9 protein-coding genes and 4 pseudogenes are annotated in these 18849 nt (G+C 69.1%); 6 read left to right on the top strand and 7 right to left on the bottom strand.

Going from position 1 to position 18849, the window contains the following annotated elements:
* Positions 1-367: 367 nt before the first annotated feature.
* A pseudogene (locus tag ACFU8W_RS36050) lies at positions 368-1051 on the bottom strand (helix-turn-helix domain-containing protein); the annotation flags it as partial.
* Between the two features lie 368 nt (positions 1052-1419).
* On the opposite strand from ACFU8W_RS36050, the gene ACFU8W_RS36045 reads away from it, so the two are divergent.
* The 4 genes and pseudogenes from ACFU8W_RS36045 to ACFU8W_RS36030 all read left to right on the top strand — a co-directional run bounded on the left by ACFU8W_RS36045 (position 1420) and on the right by ACFU8W_RS36030 (position 10883).
* Positions 1420-2997, top strand: coding sequence for an alkaline phosphatase D family protein (locus tag ACFU8W_RS36045; protein WP_384046651.1), 1578 nt, complete (start codon positions 1420-1422; stop codon positions 2995-2997).
* Between the two features lie 1603 nt (positions 2998-4600).
* Positions 4601-4948 (top strand): annotated as a pseudogene (locus tag ACFU8W_RS36040) (ATP-binding cassette domain-containing protein); the annotation flags it as partial.
* A gap of 40 nt (positions 4949-4988) precedes the next feature.
* Complete coding sequence (locus tag ACFU8W_RS36035) at positions 4989-6134, top strand: HupE/UreJ family protein (RefSeq protein WP_384046648.1); 1146 nt, start codon at positions 4989-4991, stop codon at positions 6132-6134.
* A gap of 45 nt (positions 6135-6179) precedes the next feature.
* Positions 6180-10883, top strand: coding sequence for a PQQ-binding-like beta-propeller repeat protein (locus ACFU8W_RS36030; RefSeq protein ID WP_384046645.1), 4704 nt, complete (start codon positions 6180-6182; stop codon positions 10881-10883).
* A 200-nt stretch (positions 10884-11083) separates the two neighbouring features.
* On the opposite strand, the gene ACFU8W_RS36025 is transcribed toward ACFU8W_RS36030, so the two are convergent.
* Positions 11084-11656: a hypothetical protein gene (locus tag ACFU8W_RS36025; protein ID WP_384046642.1), complete on the bottom strand. Its 573-nt coding sequence runs from the start codon at positions 11654-11656 to the stop codon at positions 11084-11086.
* On the opposite strand from ACFU8W_RS36025, the gene ACFU8W_RS36020 reads away from it, so the two are divergent.
* The gene (locus ACFU8W_RS36020) at positions 11646-11807 is read left to right on the top strand and encodes a hypothetical protein (protein WP_384046639.1); all 162 of its coding nucleotides are present in this window, start codon (positions 11646-11648) and stop codon (positions 11805-11807) included. The two genes, ACFU8W_RS36025 and ACFU8W_RS36020, sit on opposite strands and share 11 nt — an antisense overlap.
* A 308-nt stretch (positions 11808-12115) precedes the next feature.
* On the opposite strand, the gene ACFU8W_RS36015 is transcribed toward ACFU8W_RS36020, so the two are convergent.
* The gene (locus tag ACFU8W_RS36015; protein WP_384046637.1) at positions 12116-13114 is read right to left on the bottom strand and encodes an endonuclease/exonuclease/phosphatase family protein; all 999 of its coding nucleotides are present in this window, start codon (positions 13112-13114) and stop codon (positions 12116-12118) included.
* Positions 13115-13658: 544 nt separating this feature from the next.
* Here ACFU8W_RS36015 and ACFU8W_RS36010 point away from each other — a divergent pair.
* Positions 13659-13865 carry a zinc-binding dehydrogenase gene (locus ACFU8W_RS36010; RefSeq protein ID WP_384046635.1) on the top strand — a complete coding sequence of 69 codons (207 nt, stop codon included), beginning with the start codon at positions 13659-13661 and terminating at the stop codon, positions 13863-13865.
* 241 nt (positions 13866-14106) lie between these two features.
* On the opposite strand, the pseudogene ACFU8W_RS36005 reads toward ACFU8W_RS36010, so the two are convergent.
* From ACFU8W_RS36005 to ACFU8W_RS35990, 4 genes and pseudogenes are all read right to left on the bottom strand, one after another.
* Positions 14107-14679: pseudogene (locus ACFU8W_RS36005) on the bottom strand (ATP-binding cassette domain-containing protein); the annotation flags it as partial.
* Positions 14680-14817: 138 nt separating this feature from the next.
* Positions 14818-15570, bottom strand: a complete 753-nt coding sequence (locus ACFU8W_RS36000; protein WP_384046632.1) for a hypothetical protein — start codon at positions 15568-15570, stop codon at positions 14818-14820.
* Between the two features lie 648 nt (positions 15571-16218).
* Positions 16219-18162: a S41 family peptidase gene (locus ACFU8W_RS35995; protein ID WP_384046629.1), complete on the bottom strand. Its 1944-nt coding sequence runs from the start codon at positions 18160-18162 to the stop codon at positions 16219-16221.
* A gap of 391 nt (positions 18163-18553) precedes the next feature.
* Positions 18554-18849, bottom strand: a pseudogene (locus ACFU8W_RS35990) (hypothetical protein); the annotation flags it as partial.

The raw sequence follows: 18849 nt of genomic DNA, 5'->3' as shown, positions 1-18849 counted from the left end.
GGCCGGCACGTCGCCGGGGGTGCGCGTCAATGTGGGTGGCCTCATGGTGCGGTGTCGTCTGGATCGTTGCCGACGCCAAAAAATTGGGCCACGGATGTCGTCTGCCCGCCCCCGACCAGGTGGGGGCGCCACTCTGCCTCGACGGAGGCCGCCATCACGCAGAGTCTCACCCCTCTCATTGCCCGGAGGGCGCATACCCGGGCCTCCGCTGCCCAGCACAGCATGATCGACAGATCCCACGCAGCGGGGCTCACCCACACTCGCGCACAGACCCCAACGCAACTCACGGACTTTCAGAACATGCGTCATTCGTGCGTCAAGAAATCACCGTGCTCCGGCGACGCCGGCGCGCGGACCGCTGCCGAAGCACGGCGAGGTTCCTGGCCTGCTGGACGGTCCATTGCGCGGTGGGATGGGCGGTGACGCCGGTGAGGTGGAGGCGCCGGGTGCCGTGCTCGATGACGACCAGGGCGTAGAGGCGCTTGAGTGACACGGTGTCGAGGTGCAGGAAGTCGGCGGCGATGATGCCGTGGGCCAGGGCGGTGAGGAACTGGCGCCAGGTCGGCCCGGAGCGCTGCGGGGCGGGGCCGATGCCGGCGGCATGCAGGATGTCCCAGACTGTGGACGGGGCGATCGCGTAGCCCAGGCTGGCGAGTTCGCCCTGAATCCGGCAGTGACCCCAGGTGCTGTTCTCGCGGGCCAGGCGCAGAATGAGCTGCTTGACGGCGGGCGCGGTGGAGGGTCGGCCGGGGCGGCGGCGTTGGGCGAACGCCCACTTGCGGGCAAGGAGTTGACGGTGCCAGGCCGGCAGTGCGGTGGGGGTGACCGCGAAGACCTGGCGCCGGCGTTCGCGCGGGATCAGCCGGGAGAGTGCGGCGAGCCAGATCCGGTCGGCGGGCTCGTAGCAGACCCGGGCGATCTGCCGGCGCAGCACCGCGTTCTCATGCCAGAGCGCGAGAACTTCCGCATCTTTGGCCATACGGCTGCGCAGTACGGCAGCGGGCACGGTGATCAGATTCCGGACGAGCGTCGCGACGACCGACAGCGACATCCGCAGATCGCCGTCCGCAGTCCGTCGGCTCTGAGCCCGCCGGGCGTGAGCGGCCCCAACCGCCCGCGCGGCCTTCGCACGATCTGCCTGCGCTGTCCGACCGGGCAGTCCGGCCGGGCCTGCCCGGCACCCTTCCGCCCGCCGCGTCACCACGCCGACCCGCGTGCTCGCGGCCGGAGCAGCGGACGGAGCAAAAGACGTACCGCCGTCAATCCCGCCCCAACCCCTTCATGTGCACATCTTCTGCGACCCCGTCAGTGAATTCACTCGGCATCCATCTCACCGGCAGCGCCAGGCCATCACCTACCCAAAGGCTTCCCAAGGAACCACCAACTTCATCCACCCTCTAAGGAGACTCTGTGGTCGACATGTCCTTTTCGCGTCGACAGGTGCTGGGTTACGGCAGTGCCGGTACCGCCGCGCTGATGCTCGGCACTGGGCTGTGGACCTCCGGTGCGGCGTACGCGGCGCCCACGCTCAGCGGTGACCCGTTCTCCCTCGGCGTGGCGTCCGGGGAGCCGTTGCCCGACGGTGTCGTGCTGTGGACGCGGCTGGCGCCGGATCCGTTCGCGGTGGACGGGCTGGGCGGCATGCCGCAGGTGCCTGTCCGGGTCGAGTACGAAGTGGCCGCCGACGAGGCCTTCCGGCGTGTCGTGAAGCGCGGCAGCGTGGTCGCCACTCCCGAGCTCGCCCACTCGGTGCACCCGGAGATCAGCGGGCTCCAGCCCGACCACGTGTACTACTACCGTTTCCGCGCGGGGAGTTACATATCTCCCGTGGGCCGCACCAGGACCACCCCGCCGGCACTGTCGAAGCCGAACGACCTGAAGTTCGCGTTCGCCTCCTGCCAGGCGTGGCAGGACGGCTACTACACAGCGTACGACCACATGGCCGAGGAGAACCTCGACTTCGTCGTCCACCTCGGCGACTACATCTACGAGTCGGGCGTGCGCACCAACAAGCGCGGTGTCACCACCGACCCCAAGTTCCACACCGAGACCTTCGCGCTCGCCCGCTACCGGCTCCAGTACGGCCTGTACAAGTCCGAGGAGCCGCTGAAGAAGGCGCACGCCCGCTTCCCATGGATCGTCACCTTCGACGACCACGAGGTCGAGAACAACTGGGCCGGCGACATCTCCCAGGCCGACACAGAGCCCGACCAGGACCCGACCGTCTTCCGGCAGCGCCGCGCCGACGCGTTCCAGGCGTTGTACGAGCACCAGCCGCTGCGCCTCGCCCAGCGGCCGAACGGCCCCAGCATCCAGGCGTACCGTCGCCTCTCGTACGGCCGTCTCGCCGATCTGGCGATGCTGGACACCCGCCAGTACCGCGACGACCAGCCCGACGGCGACGGCGAGTCCGCCACCAGCACCGAGCGCTTCAACCCGCAGCGCACCATCCTCGGTGCCGAGCAGCGTGACTGGGTGATCCGCAACTTCTCGCGCTCTCCCGCCCAGTGGCAGATCCTCGGCAACCAGTGTCCGATGGGCCAGACGGACAAGGACCCCGGCCCCGCCGAACTGGTCTGGCTTGACCCCTGGGACGGCTATGTCGCCGACCGCAACCGCCTCCTTGCCGCGGCAGACGACAGGGGTGTGCGCAACCTGGTCGTCATCACCGGCGACCGCCACCAGAACTACGCCTGGGACCTCAAGCGCGACTACCAGGACCCCGAGTCCCCCACGGTCGGCTCCGAGTTCGTCGGCACGTCGATCACCAGTGGCGGCGACGGCGTCGACGTCGGGCCGGAGGGCGAGAAGTTCCTCGCGGCCAACCCGCACATGAAGTTCTTCAACTCCCAGCGCGGTTACTGCCGCGTCCACGTCGACCACCAGCGCTGGACGACGGACTTCCGCGTCCTGCCGTACGTCCAGCAGGCGGGCGCGCCCGTGTCGACGCGGGCGACGGTGGTCGTGGAGGACAAGGTGCCGGGCGTCCAGATCTGACAGCCCTCCCCCGAGCCTGAGTGACCCACGGTTCCGCACCGGGTAGCGCGAGCCCGGTGCGGAACCACCCCATGTGCCGCGGAGGGCGCCTTGACTCCGTCGCCTCAGCACGTGGCACATGCAGACGTTGGCAGTCGAGTAGGAACCGCACAGGGAGTTCAGTTTGGTGTCACATCGGTTGACACCCAGGGCTGAACTGGCCTTCTCCCCCTCGCTTGCCCGGCGTGAACGGATCGCCACCGAGAGAGGGGCGCAATGGGGAGGCGAAACTGCGGAGGGAACCCGATCAAACCGGGATGCCGATACACCCCGGTTTCGCCATCTCGGTTCATTGGATTGGCGTGCGGGGGCGGAAACGACCGATTCCGCCTCCCATCCGTCCTTTCGACAGGCGTCCAGACGATGACCGCCGCGGCAGCACGCGGAGTGTCACATCATGTGACACCAATCTGCACTCTCTGCTTCCTACTCGACCCTGTACATCAACCAGCCCGACCCGCTTGCCAACGACTCCCGCAACAGCATCAGGTACGGCGACCTGCCCGAAGAACCGTTCCTGGGCAGTGAGCAGGAGTGAGTCCTGGCTCACCGGCACGCCCCGAACGGTCTTGGGCGCACTGGTCCTCCGCTTTCGCGTCCCGGTCGGCGACGCATATCCCGTATGCGGTCCGTTCCAGGCGGGCGGAATCCCTACGACCTGGCCATGTGGGTGTGGCCGGAGGCGACGGGGAGGCCCCGAACCATCTCTCCGGTGATACGGGGGCCCCGACCGCTGACACCACACCCGGCGTCCCAGATCGCACCGAGAACGTTACCCACACCCCACCGGCATACCCGCAGCTCATCGCCCCGTTCACCCCATCGTGCCCATGTTCGCCAAAACGATGTGCCGGCCCCACAGTTGTGAACCCCCTTCCGCACCCGCGGCTGCGGTGAGACCACCGCCCACGACTTCGTCCCCGTCCACGAACTCCGTGCCATCCAGGCCCGGGTCCGCGAACACTTGGGCGGATCCGCGCTTGCCTTCATCACCTGGTTCGACGCCGAACTTCCGCCCGCTGCTCAGGCCGCATGACCTGACGGGCCGCAGGACACGAGGACCCCGGCGATCACACCGCCGGGGTCCCGCTATCCCTTTCGGGCGTATCTCGGCTGACCCTCATCTACGCCGGTCGGCGCCCATGGCGAGACGGCTGCGCCGACAGGCTGCTGCGCGCCGACGTCATCCTCACCATGCCCATCGAGCGGGACGATCCTCGCCGCCTTGGCTCCGGTGCTGTTGCCCTGGCCGTCCGGCTGCGGGCCCGCGTGGACGGTTCGGTCCTGCCCGAGCGGTGACACCGAGTGACCATCACGCCCCAGTGGCTGACTTCTCGTCAATACGCCCTCGGCCACTCCGTTCAGGCCGCCGAGTGACTCCTCGATCGACTCCCCACACCACGCAGCGTTCGCGATCGTAACTCCTCCATCCACTCCTCTGCTTTTGATCAAGCAATTGCAAAGGGTGCTGGTCGTTTCATGTTCCATCAACATTCAACTCGCGATCCCTGTGACCAGCCTGAGCAGTCCCTATGGTCCTTGAGGCTCTTGAAGGAAGGGACCCATGGATCAACTCCGCGCCATCCGGGCTCGCGGCATCACGAAAAGTTTCCGTGACGTCGTCGCCCTCGACGGCACAGACCTCGATGTGGCGCAGTGGCAGATCCATGGCCTGGTCGGACCGAACGGCGCCGGGAAGACGACCTTGCTCGGCCTCCCGCTGGGGCTCGCGGTTACCGACAGTGGCCGCCTCGAGGTCCTGGGCACACCGGTCGGGCGGACACTCGACGCTCCCGACGGTGTCGCCGGCTTCGTGGACGGTCCCGCTCTCCACCCCTCGCTCACCCCACATCAGAACCTCGCCGCGCTGACCGCACTCCGCGGCCACGACGCGCGCACGGCGGGAATCGAAGGATGAAACGCCCGCCCTCCCCCATCTCGGAGTTGCAGCTGTGCGCCTGAAAGCGTTCCTTACCACCCTCGTTGCCGCCGTCGTGACCGTGCTCCTGTGCGGCGCCCCGGCGCAGGCGCACGTCCGAACGACCTCCGTCGCCATCGACCTCCGCAGCCACGGTGACGGCGTCGCCGCCGTCGTCGACGCCGAGTACGACGTCCTCGGCAAGCTGCTGAGCCTCGACGGCCTGAGCAGCAACACTGGGTTGCCCAGTCCGGACGGGACGGCCGCCGACGTGCCCACCGATACACGGCGGAAGGCACTCGACGCGCATGCGCCCGAGGTGGCGGCGCACGTAGGCGGCCGAGTGCGACTGAGCCGTGGCGCGATCGGGTGCACCCCGCAGGACGACCACCGCGTCGAGCTCACCGACGCGGGCACGGTGCGGGTGTCGCTTACCTACGACTGCCCTGCCTCGGGTGCATTCACCGTCCGCAGCGATATCTTCCGCGCCTCCGACGGAGTCGTCGACGACACCACCACGAAGCTGGCCTACGACGTCGACGGGCACCGCGGTGCCGCTCTGCTCGACCACGCGCACACCAGCGTCACGGTCGGCCACACCGACCTGCTCAGCGAGATCCCGCGGCTCGTTCGCCTGGGGTCCGAGCACCTGCTGTTCGGCCTCGATCACGTGCTGTTCCTGCTCGCCCTCCTGCTCGGTGCGAACCGGCTGCGCGACGTGGTCCAGGTCGCCTCGGCGTTCACGCTGGCCCACTCGGTGACCCTCGTGCTCGCGGCGATCGGCTGGATCAGCGCGCCGACGTGGATCGTCGAGCCGCTGATCGCGCTGTCCATCGCGTTCGTCGCGATCGACAACCTGCTCTCGCCCCGCGCCGCCCACCGGCTACCCGTCGTATTCGGGTTCGGGCTCCTGCACGGGCTCGGGTTCGCGGGCGCGCTGAGCGTCGACGGCCAGGTGTCGGTCTCGACGCTGGTTGACCTCGTCTCCTTCAACCTCGGCATCGAGCTGGCCCAGCTCACCATCATCGCGGTGGCCTTCCCGGCTCTGCTGTTCCTGCGTCGGGCGGCGACCGCACCCGCCGCAGCCCGCACCCTCACGCTCGGGACCGTCGCGGCAACCCTCGCCGTCGCCGGTTCCGGTCTGGTCTGGTTCGTCGAACGCTCGCCCCTCCTGACCTGACGCCCCCAACCGTCACCCCCCAACCACACTCCCCGAAGGATTCTCATGTCCCCGTCCAGATGGACGCACGCACGCATGCGCGTGGTCCTGTACGTCACCACGCTGGGGCTTGCCACCAGCGTCGTGGCGGGCCCGCTCACGTCGTACGTGGCGACCGCCATCGACCCGCCGGAGGCCACCGTCAGTGGCGTCGTGTACGTCGACGCCAACGGCGACGGCGCTCGGAACGACGGCGAGGCCGGTCTGGCCGGCGTCCGCGTCTCCGACGGCGTGGTCGCCACCACGACCGCAGCCGACGGCACCTACTCCCTGACGATCTCGACCGACCGCCGCACGACCGACATCGTGTGGGCCAGTCAGCCCCGCGGCTACCGGTTCGGCCTCGACCAGTTCAAGGAGCCCAGGTTCTGGGCCAACCTCGGCCAACTCGGCGACGGCGCGACGCCCGCGGCGGACTTCGCCCTCGAGCGCGACCGGATCTCCGACGGGGACAACTTCTCGTGGGCGAACATCGCCGACCCGCACGTCAACGCGCAGCTGCCCGACCAGATCCGCGAGATCAACTCGACAGGCACCGACCTGCGCTTCATCGCGGTGAGCGGTGACCTCACGAACAACGCCAGCCAGGCTCAGTTCAACACCTACCGCAACGGCACCGCGCAGTCGAACGTCGGCGTGTGGCCGGCGGTCGGCAACCACGAGTACGGCAGCGGCTCGGCGTACGCGGCCAGGATTGAGAACTACCGCACGAACGTCGGCCCCGAGTGGTACTCGTTCAACTACGGCAACCGCCACTTCGTCGTGCTGGAGAACAACGGCTCCGCACCGTTCGACGAGCAGCTCCAGTGGCTGAAGGACGACCTCGCAGCGGGCGTCCCGCTCGACGACGACCCGACCAACGACATCGAGGTCGTCGTACTGACCCACCAGCCGATGAACGTGCCGTTCGGCTCGCCGTCGACCTACGACGCCTTCGGTGACGTTCTCGAGAAGTACAAGGCCCAGCTCATCCTCGTCGGTCACGAGCACTCCAACCACGTCGAGAACGACTCGGCGTTCGCCTCGACCGCCAAGCACATCCAGACCGTGTCGAGCTCCTACACGATCGACAACGCGCCCCGCGGCTTCCGCTACATCCACATGGCGGGCTCCGGCTTCGAGAACCCGTTCCGGATGTACGGCGAGAACGAGCACCTGACCATCGTGAGCCCGGCCCCCGGCTCGAAGGTCCCGGCCGCGGGCTTCCCGGGAATCCAGGTCAACGCCTACGACACCGGTGACGAGGTCAAGTCGGCCCGCTACCGCATCGACGGCAAGGGCATATGGCGCCCGCTGCGCGCCACCGGGGAGTTCACCTGGCAGAACAACCTGCCGGAGAACCTGCAGACCGCCGGCAAGCACAGCATCGAGGTGACCATCACCGACAAGGCCGGCAAGGTCTGGACGAAGTCCGCCGAGTTCACGCTGACCAAGGAGCCCGCGCTCGCCCCCGTCGCCGACGGTGACTGGACCCAGCACCACGGCGACGCCGCCCACTCCGGCATCGCGCCCGCGCAGGAGCCGGGCCGCCGTCTCGCCTGGAGCTACCGCACCCCGGGCACCTTCCTCACAGGCTCGCCGGTGATCCACGACGGCGTCGTCTACGCGGGCACCCGCGACGAGAACGGTGACGGCAACAGCCGCATCCACGCCGTCTCCCTCAAGAGCGGCAAGAAGCTGTGGGACTTCGAGGTGCCGCAGTCGATCCACGGCAGCCTCGCCTACGGCGACGGCCTGGTCTACGCGCCGACGCTCGGCTCGGAGCTGTACGCCGTCGACGCCACCACCGGCGAGCTGCGGTGGAAGGCCGTGCCGGAAAAGGCGCCGGCCCCGAACAACCAGCGCACCTACGGCTACTACTCGCCCGCCGTCTCCGGGCACACGGTCCTCTGGCCGTACCAGACCCGCTACGGCATCGGCAGCCAGGGCGTCCTCAAGGCGCTCGACACGAAGACCGGCAAGGAGATCTGGGCCTCGCCGATGTCGGGCAGCCAGATGAGCGACGGCACCCCGGCGGTCATGGACGGCACCGTGTACGTCGGCAACCAGACCGCTGACCGGGTGCTCGCCTACGACCTCGAGACCGGCGAGCGGAAGTGGACCGGCACCGAGTCCCTGGGCAGCTGGCAGGACGGCGTACCGACGGCGGCCGAGGGCAAGGTCTTCATCGGCGCCAACAACGGCATCGCCGCCCGCGACGCCCGGACCGGCAAGACGCTGTGGACCTACAAGAGCCCGCACACCTCGCTCGTCTCGAGCGGCTCGACCCCGAGCGCCGCGGCGGTCAAGGACGGCGTCGTCTACATGGGCTTCCCGACCGGTGCGGTCGTCGCCCTCGACGCCGAGACCGGCAACGTGATCTGGGACCGGGTCCTGCCCGGCGACATCTACCACGGTGGCGTCATGTCGAGCCCGGTCGTGGCCGGTGACACCGTCTTCGTCGGCTCCAACAACGGCCGCTTCTACGCGCTCGCCGCCGACACCGGGCAGCAGCTGTGGAACCACGAGATCGGCACCTGGGTCGGCGCCGGTCCCGCGGTCAGCGGCAACACCGTGGTCGCGGGCTCGTGGGACGGCAACCTGTACGCCTACGTCCCCGGTGGCGAGGCGGCGCAGCGCTGGGCCACCGTGACCGGCACCGTCACCGACCCGGAGACAGGTACGCCGATCGCGGGCGCCAAGGTCACCGCCACGGCGTCCGGTCAGGAGACCACCGTTACCAGCACCGACGCCCAGGGCCGCTACAAGCTCGGCCTGCCGTCCGCGACCTGGACGGTCACCGCCGCCAAGCGCGGGCTGATCGCCGACGAGCGCTCCGCCCGCACCGTCGAGGTCGGGGAGGCCGGCAACTCCACTGCTGACCTCCAGCTGATCAAGGTCACCCGTCCGGTGGCCGGTGTCTCGACCTTCGCGCCCGACTACGGCAACGGCAGCACCCGCACCGACGTCGTCACCGGCAACAAGTACTACTACCTGGCCAACGACAAGATCCGGGCGTCTGTGACGCCGTACACCGCCGGCAACAACGGCGTGGGCGGTCTCGGCCAGGGTGCCCTGGCGGACCTCATGCTGAACGACGCCAACGGCGCCGAGACGCTCGACTGGGGCGAGATGCTGCTGCGTCCGGACCTCAACGGCACGAAGGACTCGTGGGACCGCCCGAACGACCAGATCGACTTCCCGGAGCTCGCCGTCGACGGCGCTGCGGTGGTCGGCAAGGGTGCCTACCGCGCGAACAAAGCCGTCCAGGCCCAGGTCCGCTACGAGACCCTGCCCGGCGCGCCGGTCGTGAAGATGACGGTCAACCTGACCAACACCGGCACGACCGACTACAAGGGCTACTTCAACTACATGATCGACCCGGACAGCTCCGTCGACAACGGCCGGATCCCCGGCGTCGCCGGCACCAACCCCGGCTTCAAGACCTCGGGTTGGACCGCGCCGTTCGTCTACGTCGGTGCTGACACGGCGACGACCAACGGCCAGCCGGCGCAGGCGCTCGCCTGGGCGCAGGACACGCCGTACGCCGTCGGCGCCTTCGGCTACGTCGAGGGTCTCTACTACGACGCCTCCCTCGCCGCGGGCGCGTCCAAGCAGTTCAGCTTCTACCACCTGACCGACTACGCGACCGCGGGTGGCGACCCCACGCGCAACCTCGCGCAGTGGGTCGACGAGCTCGACCTGCACGACCCGGCCGTCCCGGACGCCTCGCGCGCCGCCGGCACGATCACTTCTGCCGGTGCTCCGGTCGCCGACGCCCGGGTCGCCCTCGAGCAGGCCGGCAAGGTCGTCGCCTCGACCACCACCGACGCCGCGGGCAAGTACGCCGTCAAGGCTCCGGCCGGTGCGTACGACGTCAAGGTGACCGCGCTGGGCTACCTGTCCGCCGCCGGCTCGGTCACCGTCCCGGAGACGGGCAACGGCACCGCCGACGTCACGCTCGCTCCGGTCAGGGTCGAGGCGAGCTACGGCAAGCGGATCGGCTCCGGTCTGGTCGAGGCCGGCTACGGCGACGTCATGCTCGAGAACGACAAGCTCTCCATGGCGATCGCCGACGCCTACAACGACAGCCAGCTCAGCGGCGGCACCCGCGGCAAGCCGGTCGACATCGCCGTACGCGGCATGGCCGACCAGTTCGACTGGATCAACCTGCCCTACGTCTCGGCCACCCAGCCGACCGGCGACAGCGCGTGGGACATCCGGTCGGTCGCGGCCACCGACGTCAAGATCGTGCAGGCGATCGGCGACCAGGCGGTCGTCCGCGTGTCGGGTCCGGTCAAGGGCTTCACCGGTTTGACCGCGACCACCACCTACACGCTGAAGCCGGGCGACACCTACGCCACGGTGACGACGGAACTGCGCAACACCGGCTCCGACCCGCTCAACGTGTGGACCGGAGACGCCATGGACCACGACGCCGCGGGCCAGGCCAGCATCATCCCGGGCGCCGGCGTGGTGGCGCCCGGTGCGACCGCGGCCTACACACCGACCAAGCCGTACATCGGCATGACCGGCACCGACCCGCAGGTCTTCGGCCTGGTCTACGGGACGCCCGCGAGCGCCTTCGATGTGTACGCAGCGGGCAACTGGGTGATGAGCCGGTTCCAGGTCGAGGTACCGGCGGGTGGCTCGTACACACTCACCCGGCGCCTCGTGGTCGCCCCGGGCACCGACGCCATCGGCATCCTGGACGCCGTCCCGGCGCCGTGACGGGTTAGCAACACAGTACGACCGCGTTCAGGGCCGGTCCGGATCCGTCCGGGCCGGCCCTACGGGCTTCATGCGCGGTGCTGCCGGCAGGAGACGTGACGCTGTTGCCATCGGCGGATACCTTCTCGCGTCACAGGCAGTGTTGACTCTGCTGCGCAATCCGGTCGAGCAGCGGCAATCCGCTGGGCAGGCCGCGACGGTCACAACATCGTCGCAAGCCATGGTCCGTAGGGCGGAGACACCCTGGAATTGCGCAGCAGAGTCCCCGTAGTGCTCAAAGCACTCTTCGGCACGTCCAGGGCGTCCAGACGACGAACAGCGCGCCCCACAGCCAGGTACGCGTGGCCCGGTCCAGCACCGACCGGGCCTGGACGAGTTCGGTCCTGGCGTCGTCGGGCAGCACGAGCCACAGGGCGTACCAGCACCACCGTGTCCAGGCCGTACTTGTCGGCCGGGCGTCGTTCGGTCGCGCGCAGGATGTCACCCAGCCGGGTCGGCATACCCAGGCCGTCCTGCCGCGGGGCCTCTCGCAGGAACCTGCGCGCGCGCCCCAACTCGGCGGTCATCCGGGCGTCCAGGCCGACGTTGCGCCGTGCGCGCAGGTCGCGCAGCTGGCTGACGTCCGGCTGGGAAGCCCGCTCCAGGTCACGCAGTTCCATGAACTCCCCGACGTTCAGCGTGCCCAGACGCTGGCGCGTGTTCAGGTCGTCGAGGCGCCGCGTCCAGCGGGCGTGGCGGCGCCGGCGTGGGCAGGCCAACACGGTGATCCGCACGGTCCGGGTCATCGACGACGCGGCCTGCCTGGCCCGGACAGCCTTCCACGCCGGGATGCGCCGCGGCCTCGCCCCCGCCGAGGCCCTCGCCACTTGTGCCGACGCCTGGGACGAGCCCCCGCCGCTGGTCTACTTCGGCTCGGGCTGGTGACACCGCCCGGCGCCGCACACCCCGGGTGCGGCGCCGTCCGAGTGACCGGCCCAGAGCGGACGGCAGCCCCTGAGTGAAACAACGGCGCATCCCTGATGTCACTGCTCAGCGTCAACAGCCCCGGCCAGGCAACGGCGCCCACCGCAGACGCTGGAGAAAGAGCTACGGCGGCTGACCCCCGACCGGCAGTCATGTCGTCAGCCCCGGAGCACGGCGCGCACCCGCCCAGGCGCCCTTGAGAGCGCTTGGCTGGCGCATGCCCTCAAAGATCAGCGGTGAGAGGCGCCGGAGCTGTCGCCGACTGGCTGTCAGTCGAAGTCGAAGGTGGCGACCACGGGGGCATGGTCGGATTCGGGAAATTTGCTGTCGTCGGCGAAGGCGAGCGATTCGTCGTGCAGGATCTCGTTGTGGATCTCTGAGCCGCGGTAGTGGGCGAGGAGGTTGCGGGTGACGAGCATGTGGTCGATCATCTGACCGCGGCCGTGGTGGAAGAGGGTGTAGCGGGCGTCGTTGGGGATGGTGTGCTCGAGAGGAACCAGGACCTTGGTGGCGAGATCGCTGTTGTTGGTGTCCTCGACGTTGCCGCAGATGGCCAGGACCGGGATCTCCTGGGGCTCGGCGTTGAAGTCGCCAGCGACGATGATGCGGGCGTCCGGATCGTCGTGGAGGATCTGGTCGACGAGGCGCCTGACTTCCAGGGCTTGGCTCATGCGTTTCATGGACGACAGGAAGCTGCCTTCGGCCCAGCCGTCTGCGGTGCCCCAGACGCCCCGCTTGGGGTTGATCACCTGGCCGGGGATCTCGGTGGGGAGCTTGGATTTCAGATGCACGGTGATGACGTGCAGCAGACGGCCGGGGGCTGCGTGGTCGATGTCGATCTGCGCGTGCAGAACGGGCCGCTCGATACCGACCGGGACCGGTTCCGGGTCGGGAGGATTGGCAGTGAGCCGCTGGTAGCGGGGCTCGGCGACCAGGTCGTTCTTCAATTGCTGGTGCTTGATCACCGGCAGGTGGGTGGCGATGACCAGGTTGCGTACGTCGAAGACCGCATCATCGTCGGGCTTGGTGCTGACCAAGGGCGCGCCGTCGAGGTTGGTTCCGGCCAGCAGTTCCTTCAGCGCGATCAGGTCACGTGGCTGCCCGGGGCGCTCTTGGCCGTGGACTTCCTGGAAGCAGGCGATATCCGCCCGCAGCCGCGTGATCTGCGGCTTCATCAGTGCGATGCGCTCAGCCAGGAGCGGCCGCGTATCCACAGGGGTCTCGTCGAAGTTCTCCAGGTTGAACGTGGCAATCCGAATCTCTGTCACAGGTGCCCCCAGGGCTCGCCATAGCCAAGAACACGTAGCGTAATAAATGGTTGCTGATAGTGAAGGCGTGACGCGCGCAGCGTCCACCGGTTGCCGGACACCGCTGCCGGCCTCCGGGATGCTGGCATCTCAAGGAGTGGATCCCGCCGGGCCGGTCCGTGGCACCAGCACGGCGTCGCCGTGGCCACTACAAGGGCGGCGCTGGAGCAGAGGTGGGTCAGGTAGCCCAGGCTTGTAGCGACTTGCCCACCCCCACGGTCCCGCTGATCGCCCAAACCGTGATCGCGTCCCGGCCAGGCCGGAGCAGCGACGACCCGTCAGCAGCACAACACGACGGTCCTAGCGAGGCGGGACCACGGGAGCAGGGCACTCGTCCGGGTCGGCCAGTCTGATGGCGCAGCGCCGCCCGGCAGTGTCGGGAGCAGCCGGGCGGCGTTGATCTGGGTGTGAAACCGATGGTGTACGCGGCGGTGTGTGCGGTGGTCGCGGCGTCTTCGGGCTGGCGGTTCCGGCGGGGGCCAGTGGAACCGGTGAGGACGGGCCGGTGGGGATCGGGGTGATCGGGTCGGGGCTGCGGGTGCGGGAGGTGAGGGCCGTCCCGGATGGCTGGGAGCCGGGGGCGGCCGCGGCAAAGGGGGAACTGCTGGTACAGGTCGAAACCCTCCCGCTGGAACAGGCCGCCCAGGCCCACCGCCGCATCGAGCCCGGCACCACCACCGGCAAACTCGTACTCCAGACCCCAGCCCGATGACACCGCTGGCCCGCACCGGGGCTGCCCGGCCGGGAAGAACCGCCTTGCCCCCGGCCGGAACCCGAAAGGTACCCTGCCGGAATGCCCGGCACCTGCGCGCGGTAGTGCGGTTGTCGGCGCCGTGGTCGCTGGTGGTGCACGAGCCGGTGCCGTCGGCCGCTGCGCAGGCCGGCGACGACGAGCTCGCCGCGGTGGCCAAGGCTGGCGGCTGTGTGGGGCGGAGGCCGGTGATCCTCGGAAAGCTGCCAACCGGAACGTGCAGGTCCTCCTCGCGGAACAGGCCGAGCGCCATGAGCTGTTCGGCGTATTCGTCCGGCAGTCCGGGCCGCCCGGCGGCGAACGCGGCGAGCAGCGGGAGCCGTGTGGAGTGGGCGGGCAGTTCCTGCGCGAGGTAGCCGATCCGGGCGGGGCGGCGGACCGTGCCTGCGCCCGGCTCCCGGTCGCCCGTCAGGACACGCAGCAGCGTCGTCTTGCCCGCGCCGTTCTCGCCCGTGATCAGCAGCCGCTGTCCGGGCGCGATCGCCAGGAGCCCGTCCAGGCGCAGGCGTTCACCGACCCGCACGTTGTCGAGTTCGTCAAGGGGGCCTTGGGCCGGGTCGCCGTCGACCGCCGACGGCGCCGTGGTGAAACGGAGCGGTGCTGGCGGCTCTGCTACTGGGTTGCGCCGCAGCTGGGCCAGGCGCTCCCGGACGGAGCGCACCTGCCCGCCGAGCTTCGCCTCGCTGGACCGGCGGTGCTTGCCGAAACCCTGCTTCGGGTCGCGGCCAGTGGTAGCAAGCCGCCTCCCCGCGGCTTCGAGGAGTTCCTCCATCGAGGGGACCGCGGAACGCCACGAGTCGTGGCGACCGGCGTCGGGCCCGGCCCCCTCCAGCGGTCAGACGGAACGCCGCCGCCCCCGACCCGGCGAACCTATGCGGTCACAGCACCGGACCCGGTAGCCGCTCCGCCGTCCTCAGCTCCGGCCGGCCTCCGCCAACGCGGTAAGAACGCGTCGGGTCTTGTTCTCGGGGTGTTCGGAGAGCGTCACTCCACGCTCCCGCACCGCGTCCTCCAGCTTCCGCTGCTTGCGCTCGGCTCGCTCCGTGAGCTTCCCAGCGTCGTCGCCGTTCTTGGGTTTCACCCGGATCGAGGCTTCCAGTAACTCCAAACCGGCGACCGACCACACCTCCAGGCCCACCTCCAGATCGCCGAGCGGAACGTCGCCGACCTTCGTCGAGAGGATCGGCCCCAGTGCGACCAGCCCGTCCAGCCGTACAGCGGGCGCGCAAGCATGCTGAAACTGATCCTGCACCGCGCCGATCGAGGCGGCCGGATCGGCCCCGGGCTCGACCGCACCCGACAGCACTCCCGGCGGGTGATCATGAACCAGGGAGGCGGCCACTACACGTCGGCTGCCCGACCGGTCCTCCTCGATCTTGTACTCGAACGGCTCCGCGTCGAACGGGCCAGAGAACCTGCCGACCAACTGCTCCCTGGTGCAGGGACGCAACTTGACGGTCAGGTCGTCCGGGTGCGCGCCGACCCTGAACCGCACGATCACGCCACCGTTCAGCAACGGCACCCGGCCCTCGGCGACGCCGTCCCAGTCCTCGGCGAACCAGATGCGACGCGTCGTCACCGCGCCGTGCAACCCACCGAGCGCAGACAGCGCCGCCGCGACGTCTCCGTCGTTATTTGCCTTGATCTCAACCGGCAACAGGTCCACCGCAACGTGCTCCCACGCGTGTCCTGGGCATCGCCGCGAACGTCCTGCAGGTACTGCCGGACGAAAGCGCTGAATGCCGCCTGCTCGTCCGGCTTCTCCTCCGGCTCGGGATCGGCTTCATCCGGATCCTCCCGGAAGGCAAACCCGTCGAGGCGGAGGCGAAGGCATCGTTCCGACGGGTCGTCTCCGGGGCTGTCCCGGTCGCGTCGCCGGTGTCAGGCTCCCGCGGTGTCTTCGGCAGTCCTGCTTGACGACCCGTTCGACAATCCGGCCGACCTTCACGTCCGCCCGCCGGGGCGCACCGACCTCACACAGGCTCCGGCAGCAGACCTTGCCCATGACAGTCCCCGCACTGTGCATGTCATGCAGCTGGCCGTCGCTGGCGCTCCCGAGGTACGCCGCCCATCACGGATTCCGAACCGGTGTCCGTGGACCCCGCCGGGTATCCGCACGACACCCGCCGAATCGACCCGGTACCGCGCGCCCCGGCACCCGCGAACGTCCCTTATTCCAGAATATCGCTGCCACCCCAGGTCGCAGCACGGAGCCCACCGGCCTTCGGGCGCGGCCCGCACCAGCGGGCCGGACGCGGCTCACGGACAGCCAGCCCCCGCGGAAACCTCCGCGGGAGCCAGCCTCGTCACGTGGTTACCGGAACTGTTCGGTCCGGCTGGCAACGAGCCGGCCGCTCGCGAACCCTTCCAGCCGGGCCGACTGCGCGGAGGCGGCGTCCGGCACGGTGACATCGGCCTGACCGTCGGCAAGGTCGATCGATGCGCGGGGCCGCTGGTCGACGTAGACATCCAGCCGGTCGATGTTGGTGGTCTTCACCTTGAGCCGCAGGGCGCCGTCGGCGGCGGTAGCGCCTGTGACGAGCACGGAGTGCGGGGTCAGGTCCTGGAGGATCCGGCCGGCCTGCTCCAGCAGATCGGCGTTGTCCTCAAGCAGGTCGGCACGCGTCATCTGGTGGAACTTGTCCGGCGTGATGCCGAGATCCTCGACCGGGGTGCCCGAGTTCTCGTGCACCCGCAGGGTCCGGCGGATCGCAACGCGCATACCGGCCTTCTTCGGCAGCCACACGTACGGCGAGTCCGGGTCTCCCGCCATGAGGTCGGCGAGGAGGCCGTGTGTCCACACATTGGCGCCGCCCGCGCCCGTGCACTGGTCGGTGCCCAGGACCGGACCGATCCGGTGGTCCTGGAAGCCTGCGGAGAAGATGTCCGTGGCGGAGTAGCAGCGGGCGTTGGTGACGAGCACGACCGGGCCGAAGTACTGCTGACCGATGGCGTTGGCGGCGTCCTCGGGGCTGAGCGGGAAGGCGCCGGAGAACACGGCTCCGATCTCGATGGCCTGGTTCATCGAGGGAACCCACGCACCGAGGTTAATCTGTGGGTCGTCCTGGTGCTTCCGGCAAATCCTCAGGTTGAGAGGTGTGTTGATGAACTGCACCGGCTCGGGGGTAATCCGGCCGGGTGTGAAGAGCTGCAGGGCGAACTCGGCGGCGAAGACGAGGCCGCCGCCATTGTCCCGCACGTCCAGGATCAGACCGCGGTCCGGCAGCAGGCGGATCAGACGCAGGAGTTCCTCGATGTACGCTTCGAGGCTCTGCACACTGAACGTGAAGATCCGCAGGTGGCCGAAGGTCCCGGCGGAGGTGTGCACCTCCCTCGCCCGGAAGACCTCCGGCAGCGTGGTGGCGATCTCGTCCGCGCGCAGGTCAGGAGCGGGCTCTCCGGCTGCGGCGGCCTTCGCCTGGGCGACGACCCGCGGAGCGAACAACAGCACCTTGGCGCGGCTGGTCTCGTCGGCTTCGAGGTCCAGTCCCTGGGCTGCCGCCATACCGCTCACCGCGTCCGCGTCGACGAAGGCGGGCAGGTTGTCGACGACTCGCCAGTTCTCGCGGAATTCCCGCTTGGTTCCGTCCTCATCGAGGTAGCTGACGGTCACCCATTCCTCGAACGGGGGCAGGTGGATGCGCAGCGGCCGTACGGTCAGCGACTGCACACCCCGGCTGCGGCGGGCCTCGGGGTTACTCCCGGCGAACCGGGCGGCCGCGAGGTCGACGGCTTCGGCGATGGGGATACCGCTCCAGTGGGTGATCTCGACGCCCGGCTTGAAGCCCGGGGCGGAGAAGCCCTCGGCCACCTGGGTGACCATGAAGTGGACGCCCTGCGGGTCGGTGTACCGCTCGACGAGAAACGGCAGAAAGGCGATCTTGCCGACAAAGGGCTCGGGGAGCAGGTAGTTAGTGTGTAGATCCCTGACCGAGTGGAAGATCTCCGACAACTCGCTGTGGAACATCCACTCCGGCGGCATGTTCTGGGGCGTCTGCCGTTCCAGGCGGTGGATGAGCAGCCGCAGGCGCTGAACCGGGTTCACCGCGTACATCGAGGCCTTGAGCGGCAGATGGACGTAGTTCTGCTCCAGCAGGATCAGTGCCTGGGCGGCAATGAGCTGGCGCTCGTCCAGCGTCAGAGTGCCCGCCCCCCGCAGGAAGGTGGCCAGGTCGGTGGAGGCCGCCAGGTGCTCGCGCACCGGCTCGGCTGCGTTCGGGACGAAATCGGGGATGGGCCTGGCGGCTGCGCCGGTCATCGCGGCTCCTAAGGGTGGGATGGATCTACGAACTCTCACCGTCAGCTATCGGATGGCCCGCCCTCCGGGATGAGTCGCGCACGGATTCTTCGCTCGAACAGATGCCCCCCCCGTTTGGCGGTCATGTCCTCGGTCTGCTGCGGCACACCCTTTATTGGGGGGTCGGCCTACCGCCATCGCCGCCGGTCGTATACGGCAGCACGTCGGCAGCCGGTCGGGGAACTTGCCCATCGCGGCCCGGGATCCGTCACCCGACCGCCGGGCGTACTGACGTTTTCGCGGCGAGACGCCCTGCGCGAAGTGATGTGAACTCCTCGTGCGCGAGTAAGAGGCCACGCCGATAGGCACGGGAGGGGCCCATTGACAGACGGGGCAAGCACAGGTGCCGTGATCATGGAGTTGCGACGCTCTGTGACCACCGGAGATCCTGTGCCTGCGACGCCATCATGTTGGCGAGCACGGCCACGGTCGCGCGGTCGTTGAAGGCGCTGCCGATCAGGATCAGCGGCGCCCCCTGGCCGGTCGTGTCGACGGCGAACGTGGTGCCATCCCTGGAAGTGATGTTCGTCCTGTCGGCCTTCGGAGCGTGCGAGGTGCGAGACCGAGGCCGATTGCCGCCTGCGCGGGCGGTCGCTACGGCCGGGTGAAGGTCATGTGCGTGACGCCGCTGGGGGTTGTCACGGACTC

Origin of the sequence: Streptomyces sp. NPDC057565 (assembly GCF_042801455.1) — a bacterium.
Lineage (GTDB): Bacteria > Actinomycetota > Actinomycetes > Streptomycetales > Streptomycetaceae > Streptomyces > Streptomyces yanii.
The sequence above is the reverse complement of the archived record's forward strand: the minus strand, read 5'-3'. Positions and strand labels throughout refer to the sequence as shown.

Bases quoted from the DNA above. Each gene is read 5' to 3' on its own strand.
- ACFU8W_RS36045 (WP_384046651.1), top strand. From the start codon at position 1,420: ATGTCCTTTTCGCGTCGACAGGTGCTGGGTTACGGCAGTGCCGGTACC.
- ACFU8W_RS36030 (WP_384046645.1), top strand. From the start codon at position 6,180: ATGTCCCCGTCCAGATGGACGCACGCACGCATGCGCGTGGTCCTGTAC.
- ACFU8W_RS35995 (WP_384046629.1), bottom strand. From the start codon at position 18,162: ATGACCGGCGCAGCCGCCAGGCCCATCCCCGATTTCGTCCCGAACGCA.